Origin of the sequence: Streptomyces sp. Pv4-95 (genome assembly GCF_045782725.1) — a bacterium.
Taxonomy (GTDB): domain Bacteria; phylum Actinomycetota; class Actinomycetes; order Streptomycetales; family Streptomycetaceae; genus Streptomyces.
This window is the reverse complement of record NZ_CP127172.1, coordinates 2,286,008-2,308,311: the sequence shown is the minus strand read 5'-3', so window position 1 is coordinate 2,308,311 and position 22,304 is coordinate 2,286,008. Positions and strand designations below refer to the sequence as shown.

The 22,304-nt window shown below is 71.7% G+C and carries 13 protein-coding genes; 10 read left to right on the top strand and 3 right to left on the bottom strand.

Features of this window, described 5'->3' with window-relative positions; genetic code table 11:
• The first annotated feature begins 158 nt into the window (after positions 1 to 158).
• The 3 genes from QOM21_RS10180 (at position 159) to hflX (ending at position 6,042) form a co-directional block, all read left to right on the top strand.
• A complete protein-coding gene (locus tag QOM21_RS10180; protein WP_407549497.1) occupies positions 159 to 2,408 on the top strand; it encodes a RelA/SpoT family protein in 2,250 nt (749 codons plus the stop codon).
• 111 nt (positions 2,409 to 2,519) lie between these two features.
• On the top strand, positions 2,520 to 4,229 hold the full coding sequence (locus tag QOM21_RS10175; RefSeq protein ID WP_407549495.1) for a M1 family metallopeptidase: 1,710 nt from the start codon (positions 2,520 to 2,522) through the stop codon (positions 4,227 to 4,229).
• Positions 4,230 to 4,557: 328 nt separating this feature from the next.
• Positions 4,558 to 6,042, top strand: coding sequence for a GTPase HflX (gene hflX / locus QOM21_RS10170; RefSeq protein ID WP_407549493.1), 1,485 nt, complete (start codon positions 4,558 to 4,560; stop codon positions 6,040 to 6,042).
• 139 nt (positions 6,043 to 6,181) lie between these two features.
• Here the strand turns inward: hflX and QOM21_RS10165 are convergent, their stop codons facing one another.
• Complete coding sequence (locus tag QOM21_RS10165; RefSeq protein ID WP_407549491.1) at positions 6,182 to 7,372, bottom strand: trypsin-like serine peptidase; 1,191 nt, start codon at positions 7,370 to 7,372, stop codon at positions 6,182 to 6,184.
• Between the two features lie 279 nt (positions 7,373 to 7,651).
• On the opposite strand from QOM21_RS10165, the gene QOM21_RS10160 reads away from it, so the two are divergent.
• The 5 genes from QOM21_RS10160 (at position 7,652) to QOM21_RS10140 (ending at position 15,892) form a co-directional block, all read left to right on the top strand.
• Positions 7,652 to 9,046 carry a diaminobutyrate--2-oxoglutarate transaminase family protein gene (locus QOM21_RS10160; RefSeq protein WP_407549490.1) on the top strand — a complete coding sequence of 465 codons (1,395 nt, stop codon included), beginning with the start codon at positions 7,652 to 7,654 and terminating at the stop codon, positions 9,044 to 9,046.
• On the top strand, positions 9,043 to 11,082 hold the full coding sequence (locus QOM21_RS10155) for an IucA/IucC family protein (protein ID WP_407549488.1): 2,040 nt from the start codon (positions 9,043 to 9,045) through the stop codon (positions 11,080 to 11,082). Before QOM21_RS10160 ends, QOM21_RS10155 begins: the two co-directional genes overlap by 4 nt.
• 102 nt (positions 11,083 to 11,184) lie before the next feature.
• Positions 11,185 to 11,886 carry a GNAT family N-acetyltransferase gene (locus QOM21_RS10150; RefSeq protein ID WP_407549486.1) on the top strand — a complete coding sequence of 234 codons (702 nt, stop codon included), beginning with the start codon at positions 11,185 to 11,187 and terminating at the stop codon, positions 11,884 to 11,886.
• A 176-nt stretch (positions 11,887 to 12,062) separates the two neighbouring features.
• On the top strand, positions 12,063 to 13,829 hold the full coding sequence (locus QOM21_RS10145; RefSeq protein WP_407549484.1) for an IucA/IucC family protein: 1,767 nt from the start codon (positions 12,063 to 12,065) through the stop codon (positions 13,827 to 13,829).
• Positions 13,830 to 13,870: 41 nt separating this feature from the next.
• Positions 13,871 to 15,892 (top strand): ATP-dependent DNA helicase, encoded by a 2,022-nt coding sequence (locus QOM21_RS10140; protein WP_407549482.1) that lies wholly within the window; start codon positions 13,871 to 13,873, stop codon positions 15,890 to 15,892.
• An 83-nt stretch (positions 15,893 to 15,975) separates the two neighbouring features.
• On the opposite strand, the gene lexA is transcribed toward QOM21_RS10140, so the two are convergent.
• Positions 15,976 to 16,776 carry a transcriptional repressor LexA gene (lexA, locus tag QOM21_RS10135; protein ID WP_407549480.1) on the bottom strand — a complete coding sequence of 267 codons (801 nt, stop codon included), beginning with the start codon at positions 16,774 to 16,776 and terminating at the stop codon, positions 15,976 to 15,978.
• Positions 16,777 to 17,307: 531 nt separating this feature from the next.
• On the opposite strand from lexA, the gene nrdR reads away from it, so the two are divergent.
• Together nrdR and QOM21_RS10125 are read left to right on the top strand one after the other, a co-directional pair.
• Positions 17,308 to 17,847 (top strand): transcriptional regulator NrdR, encoded by a 540-nt coding sequence (nrdR, locus tag QOM21_RS10130; protein WP_393893343.1) that lies wholly within the window; start codon positions 17,308 to 17,310, stop codon positions 17,845 to 17,847.
• Positions 17,848 to 17,968: 121 nt separating this feature from the next.
• Positions 17,969 to 20,848 (top strand): vitamin B12-dependent ribonucleotide reductase, encoded by a 2,880-nt coding sequence (locus QOM21_RS10125; RefSeq protein WP_407549478.1) that lies wholly within the window; start codon positions 17,969 to 17,971, stop codon positions 20,846 to 20,848.
• Between the two features lie 121 nt (positions 20,849 to 20,969).
• On the opposite strand, the gene QOM21_RS10120 is transcribed toward QOM21_RS10125, so the two are convergent.
• Positions 20,970 to 22,280: an MFS transporter gene (locus tag QOM21_RS10120; protein WP_407549476.1), complete on the bottom strand. Its 1,311-nt coding sequence runs from the start codon at positions 22,278 to 22,280 to the stop codon at positions 20,970 to 20,972.
• Between the last annotated feature and the right edge of the window lie 24 nt (positions 22,281 to 22,304).

Genomic DNA, 22,304 nt, shown 5'->3' with positions numbered 1-22,304 from the left:
ACACGGCTCCAGCCGCCTTCTTCGCTCGAATGGGTGATCCGTTTCACGCTGAGCGAGAGGCGGGCAGCGGTGCGTGATGGGCTCGGTAGCATCAAGCACCGGCCCGGACGTCCGAACTGACGGCGCCCAACCGCCGGTCGACGCTGCCGGAGGTGCCCATGAGCGCAGAGGCCACTAACCCTGGTATTCCTGAAGCAGCGGGCCGCAAGCGCGGCCGCCCCCGACTCGATGTGCGGGGGCTGCGCCGGATCGGGCGCGCCGCGCTCCTCGGCCCGACCCCCCGTGACGGCCTCCCGCACGCCCTGGAGCACGTCGCCAAGGTGCACCGCGGACACCATCCGGACGCCGACCTCGACATCCTGAGCAAGGCCTATGTGCTGGCCGAGTCCTCGCACCGCGGCCAGATGCGCAAGAGCGGCGAGCCGTACATCACCCACCCCCTCGCCGTGACGCTGATCCTCGCCGAACTGGGCGCGGAGACCACGACGTTGACCGCCTCGCTGCTCCACGACACCGTCGAGGACACCGAGGTGACGCTCGATCAGGTGCGGGCGGAGTTCGGCGCCGAGGTCTGTTATCTCGTCGACGGTGTCACGAAGCTGGAGAAGGTCGACTACGGCGCGGCGGCGGAGCCGGAGACCTTCCGCAAGATGCTCGTCGCCACCGGCAACGACGTCCGGGTGATGTCCATCAAGCTCGCCGACCGGCTGCACAACATGCGCACCCTCGGTGTGATGCGGCCCGAGAAGCAGGCCCGGATCGCCAAGGTGACCCGCGATGTGCTGATCCCGCTCGCCGAACGCCTCGGTGTCCAGGCGCTCAAGAGCGAGCTGGAGGACCTGGTCTTCGCGATCCTGCACCCCGAGGAACACGCCACCACCCGCCGCATGGTGCTCGAACACGCGGGCCGGCCGGACCCGCTCGCCGCCATCGCCGACCGGGTGCGCAGCACCCTGCACGACGCCGGCATCGAGGCCGAAGTCCATGTCTTCGCACGGCACTTGGTGTCGGTGCACCGTGTCCTGCTGGGGCGCGGCGAGGTCACCGGCGCGGACCTGGGGCGGCTGCTGGTGCTCGTCGCGGAGGACGCCGACTGCTACGCGGTGCTCGGGGAGCTGCACACCTGCTTCACCCCGGTCGTCTCGGAGTTCAAGGATTTCATCGCGGCCCCCAAGTTCAACCTCTACCAATCGCTGCACACCGCCATCACCGGCGAGGCCGGGGAGATCGCCGAAACACTGATCCGTACGCACCAGATGCACCGGGTCGCCGAGGCGGGCGTGATCGCCCTGGGCAACCCGTACACGCCCACCGACGGCGCGGACGCACCCGACGGCGAGCGGGCCGACCCGACCCGCCCCGGCTGGCTCTCCCGGCTGCTGGAATGGCAGCGCACGACCCCCGACCCCGACACGTTCTGGACCTCGCTGCGCGACGACCTCGCACAGGACCGGGAGATCACGGTCTTCTGCGCGGACGGCCTGTCGGACGGGCTGTCCGCCGGCGTGGCGGAGGGGGAGCCGGGCGGCCTGGGAGGCGCCATCGGCCTGCCCGCCGGGGCGAGTTGCGTGGACGCCGCCTACGCCCGGCACGGCGAGGCCGCGCACTGCTGCATCGGCGCCCGGGTCAACGGCCGCCTCGCCACCCTCTCCACCGTGCTGCACGACGGCGACAGCCTGCACCTGCTGATCGCGCCGGACTCCGCGGCAGGCCCCTCGCCCGAGTGGCTCGACCACGCCCGTACACCCGCCGCCCGGCTCGCCATCGCCCGCCGGCTGGCGGAGCCGCTGCCGACGGCCGGCCGTCCCGGCGCACGGGCCATGGGGCCGGCGGGCGACCACCCCCACGACGACGCCGAAGCAGGACAGGGCGCCGCTCTCCGGAATTCCCCGGACGACGGATTCTCCTCGTGGTCCTCGTCCACCCCTGCCTCCGTGCTGGCGGTGGCGGATCTGCCCGGTGCGGCGCTGCGGCTGGCCGGCTGCTGCACCCCGGTGCCGCCCGACACCGTCACCGGCTTCGCCGTCCGGGGCGGCACGGTCACCGTGCACCGCGCGCTGTGCCCCGTCGTGGCGCGGATGGCGGCGACGGGCCGCCAGCCGGTCGGTGTGCGATGGCGCGGCGCGGGCAAGACCGGCCACGGCTGCCGGGTGACGCTCCTCGCCGAGGCCTTCAGCCGGCCCCACCTCCTGGCCGACCTCACCGAAGTGATCGCCTCGGAGGGCGCCGCCGTCGTCTCCGCCGCCGTCGAACCCCCGCATGAGCAGCGGGTGCGCCACACCTACACGCTGCAACTCCCCAACGCCGCCGGGCTGCCGGCGCTGATGCGCGCGATGCGTCAAGTACCTGGCGTCTTCGACGTGTTGCGGGCCGGCCGCGCCAGACAGGCCGCCACGGCGCGCCGCTGAGCGATCACGGGTAGCGCGGGCGTAAGCCGGACGACACCAACCACCGCCCGTTCGGGTGCCGTGGTGCCGCGTCGTCCACCGGCGGGGCGGCCGCGCTGATAGCGGTAGCCCATGTCCCTTCGCTCGCGTCGCCCGTCCCGAGACCCCGACCGCCCCGATCGCGGCCTGACCCGTGCCCCGCGCGGCCGGATCGCCTCGCAGGCCGCCCGCCGTGCCGCCGTACTCGGGCTGGCGGCCGCCGCCACACTCGGTGCGGCCGTACCTCCCGGCCCGGGGCCGCTCGGCATCGGCGACCGCCTCTTCCCCATGCTCGGCAACCCCGGCTACGACGTCACGTCCTACGACATCTCCCTGGACTACTCCGGCCACAACGACCGGCCCCTGAACGCCGTCACCGACATCACCGCCCGGGCCACCGGCGACCTCGACCGGATCAACCTCGACTTCGACCGGGGGAGCGTCTCCTCTGTCATGGTCGGCGGCCTCCCCGCGCAGCACGAGCAGCACGGCGAGGACCTCGTGGTCACCCCGCTCGTGCCCGTCCTGCGGGGGGAGGAGCTGCGCATCGTCATCCGGCACACCAGCGACCCGGGCGACAAGAGCGACGGCGGCTGGATCCGCACCACCGACGGGCTGGCCATGGCCAACCAGGCCGATGCCGGACACCGCGTCTTCCCCTGCAACGACCACCCCTCCGACAAGGCGTTCTTCACCTTCCACATCTCCGCGCCCAAGGACGTGACGGCCGTCGCCAACGGGGAACCGGTGGGGAAGCCGGTGGAAGAGCGGGCCGAGAAGGGGGACCCCGGCCCACGCCGCACCTGGACCTACCGCACCGAGCACCCCATGGCCACCGAGCTGGCGCAGGTCTCCCTCGGCACGTCCACCGTGCTGCGCCGTCGCGGACCGCACGGCCTGCCGGTGCGCGATGTCGTACCGACCGCCGACCGCGCCGCCCTCGCGCCCTGGCTCGCCAAGACCCCGGGCCACCTGGCCTGGATGGAGCGCAAGATCGGCCGCTACCCCTTCGAGACGTACGGGGTGCTGGTCGCGGACGCCAAGACCGGCTTCGAGCTGGAGACACAGACCCTCTCGCTCTTCGAGAAGGGCCTGTTCACCACCAACCGGCTGCCCGCCTGGTACGTCGAGTCGGTGATGGTGCACGAGCTGACCCACCAGTGGTTCGGTGACAGCGTCAGCCCGCACCGCTGGTCCGACGTCTGGCTCAACGAGTCCCACGCCACCTGGTACGAGGCGCTCTACGCGCAGGAGAAGGGCGGCAAGGCGGCGTCCCTGGAGACGCGGATGCGCCGGGCGTACGAGCTGTCGGACCGCTGGCGCGCCGCCGGCGGGCCGCCCGCCTCACCCAAGCCGCCGGACCCCGGCAAGAAGATCAGCATCTTCCGCCCGGTCATCTACGACGGCAGCGCGCTGGTGCTGTACGCCCTGCGCCAGAAGATCGGCCCCACCGCCTTCGACCGCCTGGAGCGCACCTGGGTCGCACGCCACCGTGACGGCGTCGCCGGTACCGCCGACTTCATCGCCCTGGCGTCCGACGTCGCCGGTCAGAATCTCGCGGGCTTCTTCCGGTCGTGGCTGTACGCGGCGAAGACGCCGCCGATGCCGGGCGAACCGAGCTGGAAGAGCCAGTCGCCCACGGCCGCCCCGGCACCGGAGGCGCCGACCGAGGCCCCGAAGCCGACCGCCGACCGGGCGGAGGCCCCGAAGCCCGCCGCGGACCGGCCGGAGTCGCAGAAGCCGACCGGTGGCCCGCACGAGGCCGACAAGCCGTCGCTCACGGACGCGGGGAAGCCGTCCTGAGGGGCCCCGACCGGAGTCGTGAGGGGAGAGCGCGGAGCGGCTGTCGCGCGGCCCCTCACGGCTGCTCACCGACTGTGACCGCTGCGGCCCTCCGCCCCGGGCCGGGGGCCGACCCACGGAGGGCGGCCTTCCCCGGCGCGCGGGCCGCGCCGGGCCCGGAAATCACCGGAAAACCCGCGTGACGGGCTTCACCGGGCGTGGGACCATCATCGGGTCGACGCCGACGGGCCCGGGGAATCTCCCGGGCGGCTCGGACGTTGTCATCACCGACAGTCCCAGTGGGACCGGCAGGCCCCCATCGTGGACTCCCAACGACACAAAGGATCAAATGACCTCCTCTTCTTCCCTTCCGCAGGACCGACAGCGCCTCCCCGAGAGCCTTCGGGCCGACGCCCTGATGGAAGAGGACGTCGCCTGGAGCCACGAGATCGACGGGGAGCGTGACGGCGACCAGTACGACCGCTCGGCGCGCGCGGCGCTGCGCCGCGTGGCGGGCCTTTCCACCGAACTCGAAGACGTCACCGAGGTCGAGTACCGACAGCTCCGTCTGGAGCGGGTCGTGCTCGTCGGCGTCTGGACCTCGGGGACGGTGCATGACGCGGAGAACTCCCTCGCCGAGCTCTCCGCCCTGGCGGAGACCGCCGGCGCCCTGGTGCTCGACGGCGTCGTGCAGCGTCGCGACAAGCCGGACCCGGCCACCTACATCGGCTCGGGCAAGGCTCTTGAGCTGCGCGACATCGTGCTCGAATCCGGGGCGGACACCGTGGTGTGCGACGGTGAACTCTCCCCGGGCCAGCTCATCCACCTGGAGGATGTCGTCAAGGTCAAGGTGGTCGACCGGACCGCCCTGATCCTCGACATCTTCGCCCAGCACGCCAAGTCCCGAGAGGGCAAGGCGCAGGTCTCCCTGGCGCAGATGCAGTACATGCTGCCCAGGCTCCGCGGCTGGGGTCAGTCGCTGTCCCGGCAGATGGGCGGCGGCGGATCCAGCGGCGGTGGCGGTATGGCCACCCGTGGCCCCGGTGAGACCAAGATCGAGACGGACCGGCGCCGGATCCGCGAGAAGATGGCGAAGATGCGCCGGGAGATCGCGGAGATGAAGACCGGCCGGGACATCAAGCGCCAGGAACGCCGGCGCAACAAGGTCCCCTCGGTCGCCATCGCCGGCTACACCAACGCCGGCAAGTCCTCGCTCCTCAACCGCCTCACCGGCGCCGGTGTGCTGGTGGAGAACGCCCTGTTCGCCACCCTGGACCCGACCGTCCGGCGGGCCGAGACGCCCAGCGGGCGCCTCTACACCCTCGCCGACACCGTCGGCTTCGTACGGCACCTGCCGCACCACCTCGTCGAGGCGTTCCGCTCCACGATGGAGGAGGTCGGGGACTCCGATCTCATCCTGCACGTCGTCGACGGCTCGCATCCGGTGCCGGAGGAGCAACTGGCCGCCGTGCGCGAGGTGATCCGGGAGGTCGGCGCGACGGACGTGCCCGAGATCGTCGTCGTCAACAAGGCGGACGCCGCCGATCCGCTGGTACTCCAGCGTCTGCTGCGGCAGGAGAAGCACGCCCTCGTCGTCTCGGCCCGTACCGGCCAGGGCATGACGGAGCTGCTCGAACTCCTCGACGAGGAACTGCCGCGCCCCGAGGTCGAGATCGAGGCGCTGGTGCCCTACACCCAGGGCGCCCTGGTCTCGCGGGCGCACGCCGAGGGCGAGGTTCTCTCCGAGGAGCACACCGCGGAGGGTACGGTCCTCAAGGCGCGCGTCCACCAGGAGCTGGCCGCCGAATTCCAGCCCTTCGTCCCCGCGGCGTAGCGACGCCCCGGGAGCCGTGTCCCTTTCGGGGGCACGGCTCGGAGCGCAAACCAATCAGGCCCGCCCCCGGAAGTCCGGGGGCGGGCCTGATGCATGGGCCGGTGGTGGCGCCGGGACCCGGCACCACCACCGTCGGGCATCAGCCCTTGGCGGCCCAGCGCTTGCTCATCGCGTCGAAGATGGACTTGGCCTCGGGGCCCAGGTGCGGGCCGGCCGACCAGCGGGCCGGACGCGGCCCCATCGACATGTTGGAGACCAGCACGGGCTTGCCGTCCTGGCCCTTGATGAACCAGGGGCCACCGGAGGAGCCACCGGTCATGGTGCAGCCGATGCGGTACATGGTCGGCTTCTGCGCGTCCATCGACAGGCGGGTCGGCCTGTCGGTGCACTGCTGCTGCACGGCACCGTCGAACGGCGCCTCGGCCGGGTAGCCCTGGGCGGTCAGGCTCGGGATCTTGTTCATCGCCGGAGCGTTGAACTCGACGTCGTACGCACCGCCGGCGACCTCCTCCAGGGACTTGCCGCCGGTGCCGGTCTCCGGCTTCACGTGCATCAGGGCGAAGTCGTACGGAGCCATCGGCACACCGGGAACGGCGCCGCCGGCCTTGATCCACTGGTTGGACGTCGCCATGTCATCGGCCCACCACTTGCCCGACGGGACGCGGTCCTCGAAGGGCGTGGTCTTCATCTTGTCGGCGGTCTGGCCCGTCCGGTTGAAGTTCGGGACGAACATCATGTTGCGGTACCAGCCGCCGTTCTTGCCGGCGTGCACACAGTGCGCGGCGGTCCACACCAGGTTGGACTTGCCGGGGTGCGCCGGGTCCTTGACGACCGTGGCGGAGCAACGCGACTCGCCCTCGGGGGTGCTGAAGAGCAGCAGGCCGACGCCGGGAGCGGTGGAGGTGTACGGGGTCTTGACGGGCTGAGCGGGGACCGCGGCGGGCTCGGGGTCGGTCTTGCCCTGGTCCTCGGAGATGTCCTCCGGCTTGCTCGGGTCCTTGGGCGGCTTGACCTTGTCGATCTTGTCCGGGTTCCAGAAGTCCTTGATGATCGGGTTGATGAACTCCCCGGCCTCACGGAGCCACGTGTCGCGGTCCCAGTTCTTCCACTCGCCGTTCTTCCACTTGTCCAGGTCGAACCCGTGCTCCTTGAGCTTGTCCTGGATCTCCTGGGGGATCTTGATCTCACCTCCGCCCGTGGTGTCCTGAGCCGCGGACTCGGTGGCCTTGGCGTCCGCCTGGCCACCCTCCGGCCCGCAGGCGGTTGCGGTCATCGCCAGTACGGCGGTGAGGGCGGCCGCGGCCAGGACTGGCCGACGTATGGATCGCATGGGTGAGCTCCCCCTGATGTTTTCGAACTGCGCTTCGGTGAAACGGGATGTGTGCGCCGTTTCGTCTTGTCATGAACCTTAAAGAGCCCGGCGCAGCACCCCACTATGCCGGTGCCGAAGGGGACGGCGGCACCCGGGTCCCCGGTTCCCGCGGCAAGGATCTTGTGCTCAACCGTGATCCTCCGGTGACGCCGTCGTTGGTAGGTACGGGGGAGAGCCGGGCTGCCCGAAACGGGCCCGCGGCATCCAGGAGCAGATCAGCAGGAGGTCACAACTGCCGTGGCGTTGACCGAAACAGCACCGGCGGCCACGCCGTCGTCCCACGAGGGGATCCTGCGCCGACAGTCCCTGCGTGAGTCCGCCGCCCGCACTTACGCGCGCTCGCTGCCCATCGTCCCGGTACGGGCCAGGGGACTGACCATCGAGGGCGCCGACGGCCGGCGCTACCTCGACTGCCTCTCCGGCGCCGGCACCTTGGCGCTCGGGCACAACCACCCCGTGGTGCTCGAAGCCATCCGCGCAGTCCTCGACTCCGGCGCGCCGCTGCACACCCTCGACCTGGCCACCCCGGTCAAGGACGACTTCACCACCGAACTTTTCGCCACCCTGCCGCGGGAATTGGCGGAGAACGGCCGTATCCAGTTCTGCGGACCGGCCGGCACGGACGCCGTCGAGGCCGCTTTCACCCTCGTCCGCACCGCGACCGGCAGGGAGGGCCTGATGGCCTTCTCCGGCGCCTACCACGGCATGACCGAGGGGGCGCTCGCCGCCTCCGGGGGCGCACGGACCACCGCGGTGACCCGCCTGCCCTATCCCTCCGACTACCGCTGTCCCTTCCGGACCGGCGGCGAGCGCGGTGCCGAACTCGCCGCGCGCTGGACGGAGAGCCTGCTCGACGACCAGAAGAGCGGGGTACCGCGCCCGGCCGGGATGATCCTCGAACCGGTCCAGGGTGAGGGCGGCGTGATCCCCGCCCCGGACAGCTGGCTGCGCCGTATGCGGGACGTCACCGCAGCGCGGGGGATCCCGCTGATCGTCGACGAGGTGCAGACCGGCGTCGGCAGGACCGGCACCTTCTGGGCGATGGAACACAGCGGGATCGTGCCCGACGTACTCGTCCTGTCGAAGGCGATCGGCGGCAGCCTTCCCCTCGCCGTCATCGTCTACCGCGCGGAACTGGACACCTGGCAGCCCGGCGCCCACGCCGGCACCTTCCGCGGCAACCAGCTCGCCATGGCCGCCGGCCGCGCCACCCTCGTCCACGTCCGCGAGAACGGCCTCGACCGGCGCGCCGGGGAGCTCGGCGCCCGGATGCTCGCCCGGCTCACCCAACTCGCCGCGGCCCACGACTGCATCGGCGATGTCCGCGGCCGCGGCCTGATGCTCGGCGTCGAGCTCGTCGACCGGGACGCCGACGCCGACGCCACCGGCGCGCGCCCCGCGGACCCCACGCTCGCGGTCGCCGTCCAGAACGCCTGCCTCGACCGCGGCCTGATCGTCGAGCTGGGCGGCAGGCAGTCCGCCGTCGTCCGGCTGCTGCCGCCCCTGACCATCACCGACGAGCAGGCGGACGCGATCCTCGACCGCCTCACCGACGCCATCGCGGCGGCGGTCCGCACCACTCCCGCGCCGACGGGCACCTCCCCCACGACAATGCGAGGCACCTCCCGATGAACGAACGCCCCGGCTCCGACGGCATCCAGGCCGCCGAGCGGCTCCCCGCCCACCCCCAGGGCGCGGGCACGATCGAGTCGGTCCCGCGCCAGCAACGGCGCCCCGCGGACACCCCCTGCCACCTGCCCGCCGCGGACGCGCTCCACCGGGCCCCCACCCCCGGCACCGCACCCGGCGACAGCCTCCTTCCCGGCGACCCCCTGGACCACCCCGACCCGGCAGTCGCCGCCGACGCCGCGGGCATCGAGAACCTCCTGCGCTGCTGGATCCGCGAGAGCGCCACCCACCCCCCGGCCGGCACCCGGCTGCGCCTCCCGCTCCACGCCAGCGCGAGCGCCCTGCTCGTCCCCGTCCGCTACTGGTCACCCACCGGCTGGCACCGCCTCGGCGCCCCCACACTCGAAAGCGCCCCCGAGGACGCCGCGCCCCTGGACGCCGTCACCCTCGCCGCGCTGCTGCGCCGCGAAGCCGCGTACGGCGGCGAATGCCGCACCGCCCACGGCGCCGCCCCCGGGACGGCGGACGCCGAGCCGGCCGACCCGGACGGCGCGGCGCGGCCGGACGCGGACGGCCGGCGGCAGGTGCCCGACGGCGACGGCGCCGAGCTGATCGGCCGGGTCGCCAACTCCGTCCGCAGCACCGCCGTCTTCGTCACCGACCGACGCGCCCACCCCGCCGACGACCACGGCTCGCTCTTCCTCGAAGCGGAACAGTCGCTGCTCTTCGGCCACCCGCTGCACCCCACACCCAAGAGCCGCGAGGGCCTCACCGACGCGGAGACCCGCGCCTACTCACCCGAACTGCGCGGCGCCTTCCCGCTCCACTGGATGGCCGTGCACCGCTCCGTCCTCGCCACCGACTCCGCCTGGACCGAACGCGGCAAGCCCGTCACCGCCGAGCAGCTCACCACCCGCCTCGCCGGAGATGTCCTCCCGCTCCCCGACGGCACCGTCCCCCTGCCCCTGCACCCCTGGCAGGCACGCGAACTCGCCGATCGCCCGGACGTCGCCGCCCTCCGCGACGCCGGCCTGCTGCACGACCTCGGCCCCCGCGGCCCCCACTGGCACCCCACCTCCTCGGTCCGCACGGTCTACCGCCCCGACGCGGACGCCATGCTCAAGCTCTCCCTCGGCCTGCGCATCACCAACTCCCGCCGCGAGAACCTCCGCAAGGAACTGGAGCGCGGTGTCGAGGTCCACCGGCTGCTGCGCACCGGCCTCGCCGAGCAGTGGCAGACCGTCCACCCCGGCTTCGACATCGTCCGCGACCCCGCCTATGTCGCCGTCGACGGCGCCGACGGCACCCCCGTCCAAGGGCTCGACGTCGTCCTCCGCCACAACCCGTTCACCACCACCGACGACGCCGTCTGCATCGCCGGACTCACCTCGCCGAGGCCCTGGCCCGGTCACCCGGGGATGCGCTCCCGGCTCGCCGGTCTCGTCAGCACACTCGGCGTCCGCACCGGCCGCAGCCTCGGCGCGGTCGCCACCGAGTGGTTCCTTCGCTACCTCGAAGCCGTCGTACGGCCCGTGCTGTGGCTCGACGGCACGGCCGGCGTGGCGCTGGAAGCCCACCAGCAGAACACCCTCGTGCTGCTCGACCCCGACGGCTGGCCCGTCGGCGGCCGGTACCGCGACAACCAGGGCTACTACTTCCGCGAGTCCCGGCGCGCGGACCTCCAACGGCGGCTGCCCGGCATCGGCGCGACCAGCGACAGCTTCGTCGCCGACGATGTCACCGACGAGCGGTTCGCCTACTACCTCGGGATCAACAACGTCCTCGGCCTCATCGGGGCGTTCGGCGCGCACCGCATGGTCCGAGAGGAAATCCTGCTCGCCGCCTTCCGCCGCTTCCTCGCCGACGCCGCCGCGGCGCCCCGCGGGCATCGCTCCACACTGCCCGAACACCTGCTGACAGCCCGCACCCTGCGCTGCAAGGCCAACCTCGCCACCCGGCTGCACGGCCTCGACGAGTTGGTCGGCCCCGTCGACACCCAGTCCGTCTACGTCACGCTGCCCAACCCCCTGGCCCCCTAGCCGCGCTCACCAGCCCGGCACCGACCCCGGACCCGCCCCGGCCTCCGCCGCACCGCGACCCACAAGGCCACGCGGCCCCGGCCACGAGAGGAGAGCGACGCCGTGCCACCCACCGATTCCGGCCTCAGCTCAAGCTCCGACGACACCCTCGACCTGCAACTGCCGCCCGAATGGGACGCGTTGCTCGCCGCGGGAGCCCGGCCGCCGGCACCACCCGGCGCCCCGGCCGCCGGAGCCCTGCTCGACCACCTCGCGGGCTGGGGCCCGGCCGACACCCCGGCCGGGCTGTTCGCACTGCTCCCCGTCCAACCGGACCGCGATCTGGGCCGGATCGCCGCCTGGATGAACGATCCGGCAGTCGCGGCCTTCTGGGAACTGGCCGGGCCAGCGGAGACCACCGCGGCCCACCTCCTCACGCAGCTCCGCGGTGACGGACGGAGCGTGCCCTGCCTCGGCGTGCTCGACGGCGTGCCGATGAGCTACTGGGAGATCTACCGCGCCGACCTGGACCCCGTGGCCCGCTACTACCCGGCCCGGCCCCAGGACACCGGCATCCACCTGCTCATCGGCGGCGGTGCCGACCGCGGACACGGCCTCGGTACGACACTGCTGCGCGCCACCGCCGATCTCGTCCTCGACCACCGGCCGCACTGCGGACGCGTCATCGCCGAGCCCGATCTGCGCAACGTCCCGTCCGTCGCCGCGTTCCTCGGCGCGGGATTCCGCTACGCCGACGAGATCGAGCTGCCCGACAAACGCGCGGCCCTGATGATCCGCGACCGCGCCCACCGCCACCAGCTCTGAGACCGGGGCCGTCCACGGACGGCCCCGGTCCTCGTTCCCGACCCGCCGCATCTCGCGGCCTTCCGCAACCCGTCCACCTCTCCGCCGGATCCGCCTCCACCCGTCGTTGTCCACCGTGCCGCCCCGGTTGCTGTCCCCGCACGAGCCGGGCCGGTCCCGCTCAGAGGAGTCCCGCCTTGTCTCCTGCGCACCAGCCCCCGCACAGCGCCTGGCAGCACGCCGCCCGCCGCCTCTTCGCCAAGACCCTGTCGGAGTTCGCGTACGAGGAAGTCCTCACCCCCGAGCCCGACGGCACCGCCCCGGACGGCACCCCCCGCTACCGGCTGCCGGTCACCGACGACCTGGTCTACCGCTTCCGCGCCCGGCGCGGCGCCTACGGCCACTGGCGCGTCGACCCCGACTCCATCACCCCCCACGCCGACCCCCTGCACTTCCTCGCCCAGGCCCACGACACCGTGCTGAACCTGAGCGGCGACACCACCGGCCATCTCATCCGCGAGCTCACCGCCACCCTCGCCGCCGACACCCGCCTGGACGCCACCGCCGTAGACGCCGGCGCCCTCGCCGACCTCGACTACGCCGCCCTAGAAGGCCACCAGACCGGTCACCCCTGGCTCGTCGCGAACAAGGGCCGGCTCGGCTTCTCCGCCGCCGACGCCGAACGCTGGGCCCCGGAGGCCCGCACCCCGCAGCGGCTGCCCTGGCTCGCCGCGCACCACAGCCTCGCCCACTACCGGGGCGTCCCCGCCCTCGCCACCCCCGACCGCCTCTATGCCGAGGAACTCACCCCCGCCACCCGCGCCGCCTTCGCCCGCGCCGTCACCGGCCAGGGCGGCGACCCCGACGACTACCTCTACCTCCCTGTGCACCCCTGGCAGTGGGACGAGACCATCGCCCCGCTCTTCGCCCCGCAGCTCGCCGACCGCTCCCTCATCGCACTGCCGAGCGACGACGACCTCCGGCTCCCGCAGCAGTCGATCCGCACCTTCCTCAATCTCAGCCGCCCGCAGGCCCGCACGGTCAAACTGCCGCTGTCCATCCTCAACACCCTTGTCTGGCGCGGCCTGCCCACCGAACGCACCCTCGCCGCACCCGCCGTCACCCGCTGGGTCCACGGCCTGCGCGACGAGGACCCCTTCCTGCGCGACGAGACCCGGGTGATCCTGCTCGGCGAGACCGCCTCCGTCACCGTCGAGCACCCCCTCTACGACCGGCTCCCGAGAGTCCCGTACCAGTTCAAGGAGCTCCTCGGCTGCATCTGGCGCGAGCCCGTCAGCCGCCACCTCGACCCCGGCGAGCGCGCCCGCACCCTCGCCTCGCTCCTGCAGACCGACCCCCGGGGCCGCGCCCTGACCGCGGAGCTGGTGCACCGCTCGGGGCTGGCGCCGCGGGACTGGCTCCGCCGCCTCTTCGCCGCCCTGCTGCCCCCACTGCTGCACTTCCTCTACCAGTACGGCACGGTCTTCTCCCCGCACGGCGAGAACGCCATCGTCGTCTTCGACGCGCACGACGTCCCCACCCGGCTCGCGGTCAAGGACTTCGTCGACGACGTGAACACCACCTCGCAGCCGCTGCCCGAGCACCAGTCCATGCCGGACGACGTGCGCACGGTGCTGCTGACCGAGCCGCCCGCCTTTCTGACCCAGTTCATCCACTCCGGCCTCTTCGTCGGGGTCTTCCGCTACCTCGCACCGCTGTGCGAGGAGCAACTGGGCGTTCCCGAGGCCGAGTTCTGGTCACTCGTACGGGCGGAGATCCTGCGCCACCACGAGCGCTTCCCCCGGCTCAAGGAGCGGCACGAGACCTTCGACCTGCTCACCCCCCGGATCGAGCGGTTGTGCCTGAACCGCAACCGGCTGCACGTCGACGGCTACCGGGACCGAAGCGACCGCCCGCACGCCGCCGTGCACGGCACCGTCCCCAACCCCCTGCACGCCCCGTGACCGGACCGGCTGTCAGTGGTCCCGCGTAGGCTTGCAGCGCTATGACGAAGCCCTCCCTCCCCGATCTGCTCCATGCCGCCGTCACCGCCGTCGGCGGCACCGAGCGCCCCGGCCAGGTGGCGATGGCCGAGGCCGTCGCCGAGGCCGTGGACGACAACGCCCATCTGCTGGTCCAGGCCGGCACCGGCACCGGCAAGTCCCTCGGCTATCTGGTGCCGGCGCTGGCCCACGGCGAGCGCGTGGTCGTCGCGACGGCCACCCTCGCGCTGCAGCGCCAGCTCGTCGAGCGCGACCTGCCCCGTACGGTCGACGCCCTGCATCCGCAGCTGCGCCGCCGGCCCGAGTTCGCCATGCTCAAGGGCCGCTCGAACTACCTCTGCCTGCACCGCCTGCACGAAGGCGTCCCGCAGGAAGAGGAGGACGGCCTCTTCGATCCGTTCGAGCAGGCGACGCCCACGAGCAAGCTCGGCAAGGACCTGCTGCGGCTGCGGGACTGGGCGGACGAGACCGAGACCGGCGACCGCGACGCGCTCACGCCCGGTGTCTCCGACCGCGCCTGGGGCCAGGTCTCGGTGTCCTCCCGGGAGTGCCTGGGCGCGTCGAAGTGCGCGTACGGCGCGGAGTGCTTCGCCGAGGCCGCCAGGGAGCGGGCCAAGCTCGCCGATGTCGTCGTCACCAACCACGCGCTGCTCGCCATCGACGCGATCGAGGGCGCGCCGGTCCTCCCGCAGCACGAGGTGCTGATCGTCGACGAAGCCCATGAGTTGGTCTCCCGGGTCACCGGCGTCGCCACCGGCGAGCTCACCCCGGGACAGGTCAACCGCGCCGTGCGCCGGGCCGCCAAGCTCGTCAACGAAAAGGCCGCCGACCAGCTCCAGACCGCCTCGGAGACCTTCGAGCGGCTGATGGAGCTGGCGCTGCCCGGCCGCCTGGAGGAGATCCCCGAGGACCTCGGCTACTGCCTGATGTCCCTGCGCGACGCCGCCCGCACGGTCATCTCCGCACTCGGCTCGACCCGCGACAAATCCGTCCAGGACGAGGACGCCGTCCGCAAACAAGCCCTCGCCGCGGTGGAGAACGTGCACGCGGTCGCCGAGCGCATCGCGAACGGCTCCGAATACGACGTCGTCTGGTACGAGCGCCATGACCGCTTCGGCGCGTCCCTGCGGGTGGCGCCGCTCTCGGTGTCCGGCCTGCTGCGGGAGAAGCTCTTCGCGGACCGCTCCGTCGTGCTGACCTCCGCCACCCTCAAACTCGGCGGCGACTTCAACGGCGTCGGCGCCTCCCTCGGCCTGTCGCCCGAAGGCGTCCAGGGCGAGGACATCCCGGTCTGGAAGGGTCTCGACGTCGGCTCGCCCTTCGACTACTCCCGGCAGGGGATCCTCTACGTCGCCAAGCATCTGGCGCAGCCGGGCAGGGAGGGCAACCGCGAGGACATGCTCGATGAGCTGGCGGAGCTGGTCGAGGCCGCGGGCGGCCGGACGCTCGGGCTCTTCTCGTCGATGCGCGGTGCGCAGGCCGCGGCCGAGGCGCTGCGCGGCCGCCTCGACATGCCGATCCTGCTCCAGGGCGAGGAGACGCTCGGCGAGCTGATCCGCCACTTCGCCGAGGACGCCCGTACGTGCCTGTTCGGCACCCTCTCGCTGTGGCAGGGCGTGGATGTGCCGGGGCCCAACTGCCAGCTGGTGGTGATGGACCGGGTGCCGTTCCCGCGCCCGGACGATCCGTTGATGAGCGCCAGGCAGAAGGCGGTGGAGCAGGCCGGAGGGAACGGCTTCATGGCCGTGGCGGCGACCCATGCGGCGCTGTTGATGGCGCAGGGCGCCGGGCGGCTGGTCCGTGCCACCGGTGACCGCGGGGTGGTCGCGGTCCTGGATCCGCGGGTGGAGCGGGCCCGTTATGGCTCGTTCCTGCGGAAGTCGATGCCGGACTTCTGGTACACGACCGACCGCAATCAGGTCCGCCGCTCTCTCTCCGCCATCGACGCCGCCGCACAGACGGCCGAGAAGCCGGCCACGGACGGGACGGACGAGACGGCCGTCGTTGCGGAGGCGGGGGAGTAGCCCCACACGCGGGGAACCGAGCGGGGACAGAACTGAGCCCCGGAACCGGCGCAGTGGTTCCGGGGCTCGGCATGAGGGCTGGGTCAGACCCGGCGCAGTACCGCCACGACCTTGCCGAGGATGGTTGCCTCGTCGCCGGGGATCGGCTGGTACGCGGCGTTGTGCGGCAGCAGCCACACATGGCCGTCCTCGCGCTTGAAGCGCTTGACGGTGGCCTCGCCGTCGAGCATCGCGGCGACGATGTCGCCGTTCTCCGCGACGGGCTGACGGCGGACGGTGACCCAGTCCCCGTCGCAGATCGCGGCCTCGATCATGGAGTCACCGACGACCTTCAGCACGAAGAGTTCACCGTCACCGACCAGCTGGCGGGGGAGCGGGAAGACATCCTCGACCGACTCCTCGGCGAGGATCGGGCCACCGGCCGCGATCCGGCCGACGAGCGGGACGTAGGAAGCCGCGGGCTTGCCGGCGGTCTCGGTGGCCGCGCTGGTGGCCTGGTCCGAGCCGCGGACCTCGTACGCCCGGGGGCGGTGCGGGTCGCGCCGCAGGAAGCCCTTGCGCTCGAGCGCCATCAGCTGATGGGCGACCGAGGAGGTGCTGGACAGCCCGACCGCCTGGCCGATCTCCCGCATGGACGGCGGATAGCCGCGGCGCTGCACCGAATCCCGGATCACTTCGATCACCCGGCGCTGGCGATCGGTGAGCCCCGAACTGTCGGCGCGAATTCCGGGCGGGCGGCCCGGTAGCGAGCGTGCGGGCTTCGGCTCTTCGGAGTCCAACGTGGCGTCGTCCATCGGCGTGTTCCGTGCCGATTGAGGAGGCTCGAATCGGCTCTGGGAGTGGCTTTGTGCGGTGATGGTCGCGCTGTCTGCGGTGGTGGTCACGTCGGCCCCTCTCGAAATGTTCTCCCTAGTTAGCCAACGGTAGTAGCTTTCGAAAGGTTGCGCCAAACACACGTTCGAGTGAAATATTCGCTGATTGGCTGACCTGGTCGCGTGGCTGGGTGTATAGCCGAAAGGCAATTCGGGCCTCTGCTGTACCTTTTCGCCCGAGTTCTCCGGTCGCCTCTTCCGTGGACGGCACGCCGTGGCCGCCGTCCGCCGCGCCGGCGCCGATTCTGTCATCCCGGCCCCTGCGGCCCGCCGGCCGGGTGGCTTCCCGTACGCTCGTGGGCGACCCCCGGGCCCGCCTCCCCCGCGACACGCGGTAGGCACTCGTAAGCGGCCCGACACCACATCTAGTGCTTGAATGCGATTCACCGCCTACAAGTTGTGGTGCCGGTCCTCCGAGGCTCCGGGGATCGCCTATGCTGGAGGCTGCTCCGAAGGGCCCGAAAGGGCTGGTCGGAGGCCATTCGTCGTACGCCGGATTCGGTGGCGTACGTCCGTTTTTTCGAGGGTGAGGAGGGTGGAGCCATGCACTGCCCCTTCTGTAGGCACCCAGACAGCCGGGTCGTCGACAGCCGCACCACGGACGACGGCACGTCGATCCGCCGGCGCCGCCAGTGCCCCGACTGCTCGCGCCGCTTCACGACCGTCGAGACCGCGTCGCTGATGGTGATCAAGCGCAGCGGTGTCACCGAGCCCTTCAGCCGGAACAAGGTCATCGCGGGTGTGCGCAAGGCATGCCAGGGCCGCCCGGTCACCGAGGACGCCCTCGCCAAGCTCGGCCAGCAGGTCGAGGAGGCGGTGCGCGCCACCGGCAGCGCCGAGCTGTCCACCCATGACGTCGGGCTCGCCATACTGGGCCCGCTTCAGGAGCTGGACCTCGTCGCCTACCTGCGCTTCGCGTCGGTCTACCGCGCCTTCGACTCGCTCGACGACTTCGAGGCGGCCATCGCCGAGCTGCGGGAGCAGCGCGAGCTGGGACCGCCCGGGCAGCACCGCGGGAGCGACGGGGAGGCCGGCGGCCCGACCGGCGCCCTCGCCGTCGGTACCGCCACCGCCGCCGACTGAGTTCGGCGCGCAACCAAGAACCTGGTCGGGGCTAGAGCAGGCGCCCCGGCATATGCAAGACATACACCGTGCCACGGAATGAGTGTGCACATATGGGCGTTTGCCCGTATAGGGAGGCGGAATGACAGAGACGACGAGCGGCCCGGCACGAGGCTCCCGCGCCAAGGGCAGCAAGGCGAGCAAGGGTCTGCGCATCGAGCGCATCCACACCACCCCCGGCGTGCATCCGTACGACGAGGTGGAGTGGGCGCGCCGTGACGTCGTCATGACCAACTGGCGCGACGGCTCGGTCAACTTCGAGCAGCGTGGCGTCGAGTTCCCCGACTTCTGGTCGGTGAACGCGGTCAACATCGTCACGAGCAAGTACTTCCGCGGCGCGGTGGGTTCGCCGACGCGGGAGTCGAGCCTCAAGCAGCTCATCGACCGTGTGGTCAAGACGTACCGCAAGGGTGGCGAGGACAACGGTTACTTCGCCTCCCCGGCGGACGCCGAGATCTTCGAGCACGAGCTGGCGTACGCGCTGCTGCACCAGGTCTTCAGCTTCAACTCGCCGGTGTGGTTCAACGTCGGCACCAAGCAGCCGCAGCAGGTCAGCGCCTGCTTCATCCTCTCCGTGGACGACTCCATGGAGTCGATCCTGGACTGGTACAAGGAAGAGGGGATGATCTTCAAGGGCGGCTCCGGCGCCGGCCTGAACCTCTCCCGCATCCGCTCCTCCAAGGAGCTGCTCTCCTCCGGCGGCAACGCCTCCGGTCCGGTCTCCTTCATGCGCGGCGCCGACGCTTCCGCGGGCACCATCAAGTCGGGCGGCGCCACCCGCCGCGCGGCCAAGATGGTCGTCCTGGACGTCGATCACCCCGACGTCGAGGCCTTCATCGAGACCAAGGTGAAGGAAGAGGAGAAGGTCCGCGCGCTGCGCGACGCCGGCTTCGACATGGACCTGGGCGGCGACGACATCACGTCCGTCCAGTACCAGAACGCCAACAACTCGGTCCGTGTGAACGACGAGTTCATGAAGGCCGTCGAGACCGGCTCGAAGTTCGGCCTGCGCGGCCGGATGACCGGTGAGGTCATCGAGGAGGTCGACGCCAAGGGTCTCTTCCGCAAGATGGCGGAGGCCGCCTGGGCGTGTGCCGACCCGGGCATCCAGTACGACGACACCATCAACCACTGGCACACCTCGCCGGAGTCGGGCCGCATCACCGCGTCCAACCCCTGCAGCGAGTACATGCACCTGGACAACTCCTCGTGCAACCTCGCCTCGCTCAACCTCCTGAAGTTCCTGCGCGACGACGACCTGGGCAACCAGACGTTCGAGGCGGACCGCTTCGCCAAGGTCGTCGAGCTGGTCATCACCGCGATGGACATCTCCATCTGCTTCGCGGACTTCCCCACCGAGAAGATCGGTGAGACCACCCGCGCCTACCGCCAGCTGGGTATCGGCTACGCCAACCTCGGCGCCCTGCTGATGGCCACCGGCCACGCCTACGACTCCGACGGCGGCCGCGCGCTGGCCGGTGCCATCACCTCCCTGATGACCGGCACCTCCTACAAGCGCTCGGCCGAACTGGCCGCGGTCGTCGGCCCGTACGACGGCTACGCCCGCAACGCCGACGCCCACAAGCGCGTCATGAAGCAGCACTCCGACGCCAACGCCACCGCGGTGCGCATGGACGACCTGGACAACCCGGTCTGGGCGGCGGCCACCGAGGCATGGCAGGACGTGCTGCGCATCGGCGAGAAGAACGGTTTCCGTAACGCGCAGGCGTCGGTGCTCGCGCCGACCGGCACCATCGGCCTGATGATGGACTGCGACACCACGGGCGTCGAGCCGGACCTGGCCCTGGTCAAGTTCAAGAAGCTCGTCGGCGGCGGCTCCATGCAGATCGTGAACAACACGGTCCCCAAGGCGCTCAAGCGGCTCGGCTACCAGCCCGAGCAGGTCGAGGCGATCGTCGCCCACATCGCCGACCACGGCAATGTCGTCGACGCCCCCGGCCTGAAGCCCGAGCACTACGAGGTCTTCGACTGCGCCATGGGCGTGCGCTCGATCTCCGCCATGGGCCACGTCCGGATGATGGCTGCCGCGCAGCCGTTCCTCTCCGGTGCGATCTCCAAGACGGTCAACGTCCCGGAGACCGCCACCGTCGAGGAGATCGAGGAGGTCTACTTCGAGGGCTGGAAGCTCGGTCTGAAGGCCCTCGCGATCTACCGCGACAACTGCAAGGTCGGCCAGCCGCTCTCGGCCAAGAAGAAGGAGCCCGAGGCCAAGGCCAAGGCCGAGGCTCCGGCCGAGAAGAAGGTCGTCGAGTACCGCCCGGTGCGCAAGCGCCTCCCGAAGGGTCGTCCCGGCATCACCACCTCCTTCACCGTGGGCGGCGCCGAGGGCTACATGACCGCCAACTCCTACCCGGACGACGGTCTGGGCGAGGTCTTCCTGAAGATGTCCAAGCAGGGCTCGACCCTCGCGGGCATGATGGACGCCTTCTCCATCGCGGTTTCGGTGGGCCTCCAGTACGGCGTGCCGCTGGAGACCTACGTCTCGAAGTTCACCAACATGCGCTTCGAGCCGGCCGGCATGACGGACGACCCGGACGTGCGGATGGCGCAGTCGATCGTCGACTACATCTTCCGCCGCCTGGCGCTGGACTTCCTGCCCTTCGAGACCCGTTCCGCGCTCGGTATCCACTCCGTCGAGGAGCGCCAGCGTCACCTGGACACCGGTTCGTACGAGCCGAACGACGAGGTCGACGTGGAGGGGCTGGCCCAGTCCGCGCACCTGCAGTCCGAGGCGCCGCAGAAGGACACCCCGGCGACGAAGATCGTCGAGGAGGCCGCCGCGCCGGCTCCCAAGCAGGCGCACACCAACGCGGAACTGGTCGAGATGCAGCTGGGCATCAACGCCGACGCGCCGCTCTGCTTCTCCTGCGGCACGAAGATGCAGCGGGCCGGCAGCTGCTACCTGTGCGAGGGCTGCGGCTCGACGAGCGGCTGCAGCTGAGCGCGATCGCTGTGAACGCCGTACCGGTCTGAGATGACCGGGGGAGCGGGGACCGACCTACTGTCGGTCCCCGCTTCGGCGTTGGCGGCCCGCGCCTGCTCCGGGCCGGGGAGCGGCGGGGCTACCGGGTGGCCCGATGGCGTTCGTCCTGCCCTGTCCCCGTGCGGTCGGTGGCGCGGCCGTCCGTACGCCTCCGGAGGCCGATGTAGAGCAGTCCGGCCCATATGTGCAGCGTCGCGATGCCTAGCAACAGCATCGCCGGGGGCAGGGCGGCGGCCAGGCCGGCGAGCGTGGCGCCGCAGGCGGCCGCGGTGATCTTCAGCCCGGCGCCGAGCGTGAAGACCTGGGCCCGAGTGGCCGGTGGGGCGTGGGCGGCTCGGATGCGCAGGGTCGCGGTCAGCAGGGGACCGTCGCACAGCCCCGCGACGGCGAACAGCGCCGTGCAAGCGGTCAGGGACGGTACGAGTGCGGCGCCTGCCAGTGCGAATCCGGTGCCGAACAGGGCCGCGGTGGCGAGGTGCGGCACCGGAAGCGCCGGCTGCCATGTGGCGAGAATCAGGGCACCGGCGAGTGCCCCGCAGGCGAACGCCGTCATCAGGATGCTGCCGCTGCCCGGGTCTCCCCGGTGATCGCCGAGCAGCACCGTCGCTGTGGTCATGCCACCGACACCGACGAACGCCAGGCAGGTGGCCGCGGTGATCGCACGCAGCTCGCGGATGCGCAGGACAGCGGCCAGGCCCGCTGCCACATCCGCCCGCAGGGTGCCGGGGCGGGCGACGCCGGTCGTAGCGCCGGGGAGAGAGGAACCGAAGGGCAGCGCGGCCGCCAACGCAGCGGCACAGGCAGCCGCCCCGGCCAGCAGACCCATCGCGGGGTCGGGCGCCACCGTGGCTGCCAGGACGCTGACGACGCCGGGACCGGCGACGGAGGCGGCGTTGTAGACCGCCGCGTCCAGTGCGTAGGCGCGGTTTCGCGGTGCGCCGTGCGGCATGAGTGCGGCGATCAGGCTGGACAGGCCGCCGGACACCACCGGGCCGCAGGCGCCTCCCAAGAGCGCGACGGCCAGTGTGACCGGTAGGGGAGCGCGCCCGACAAGGGTCGCCAGTGCCCCGATGGCCGCTGCGAAGCCGGCCAGAGCACCGAAGTAGAAGACCCTGGGGCGCCGCAACCGGCTCGCCATGGCGCCCACGAGGGGCGCGGCGACCACGTGCGGTGCCATCCACGCGGTGAGGATGAACGCCCCTTGGGCCGCGCCTCCGGTGCGGTGCAGCGTCAGAAGGAGCAATCCCACGGACACGCCTTCGTCTGCCAGCCTGGCCAGGAAGGCGGTGGCCAGATAGCGCCGTAAGCCGGGGGAAGCGGCGGGCGCGGAGGCGGACGCGGAACCGGTGGGGCCGGTGGGGTCAGCGGAATCGGTGGTTCGTTGTGGCATGAAGCCCTCCGGCCCTTTCCGTGC

Excerpts from the sequence above, each read along its gene's own strand:
- hflX (WP_407549493.1), top strand. The coding sequence starts at position 4,558 with ATGACCTCCTCTTCTTCCCTTCCGCAGGACCGACAGCGCCTCCCCGAG.
- QOM21_RS10120 (WP_407549476.1), bottom strand. The coding sequence starts at position 22,280 with ATGCCACAACGAACCACCGATTCCGCTGACCCCACCGGCCCCACCGGT.
- QOM21_RS10165 (WP_407549491.1), bottom strand. The coding sequence starts at position 7,372 with ATGCGATCCATACGTCGGCCAGTCCTGGCCGCGGCCGCCCTCACCGCC.
- QOM21_RS10125 (WP_407549478.1), top strand. The coding sequence starts at position 17,969 with ATGACAGAGACGACGAGCGGCCCGGCACGAGGCTCCCGCGCCAAGGGC.
- QOM21_RS10175 (WP_407549495.1), top strand. The coding sequence starts at position 2,520 with ATGTCCCTTCGCTCGCGTCGCCCGTCCCGAGACCCCGACCGCCCCGAT.
- QOM21_RS10180 (WP_407549497.1), top strand. The coding sequence starts at position 159 with ATGAGCGCAGAGGCCACTAACCCTGGTATTCCTGAAGCAGCGGGCCGC.
- QOM21_RS10140 (WP_407549482.1), top strand. The coding sequence starts at position 13,871 with ATGACGAAGCCCTCCCTCCCCGATCTGCTCCATGCCGCCGTCACCGCC.
- nrdR (WP_393893343.1), top strand. The coding sequence starts at position 17,308 with ATGCACTGCCCCTTCTGTAGGCACCCAGACAGCCGGGTCGTCGACAGC.
- QOM21_RS10155 (WP_407549488.1), top strand. The coding sequence starts at position 9,043 with ATGAACGAACGCCCCGGCTCCGACGGCATCCAGGCCGCCGAGCGGCTC.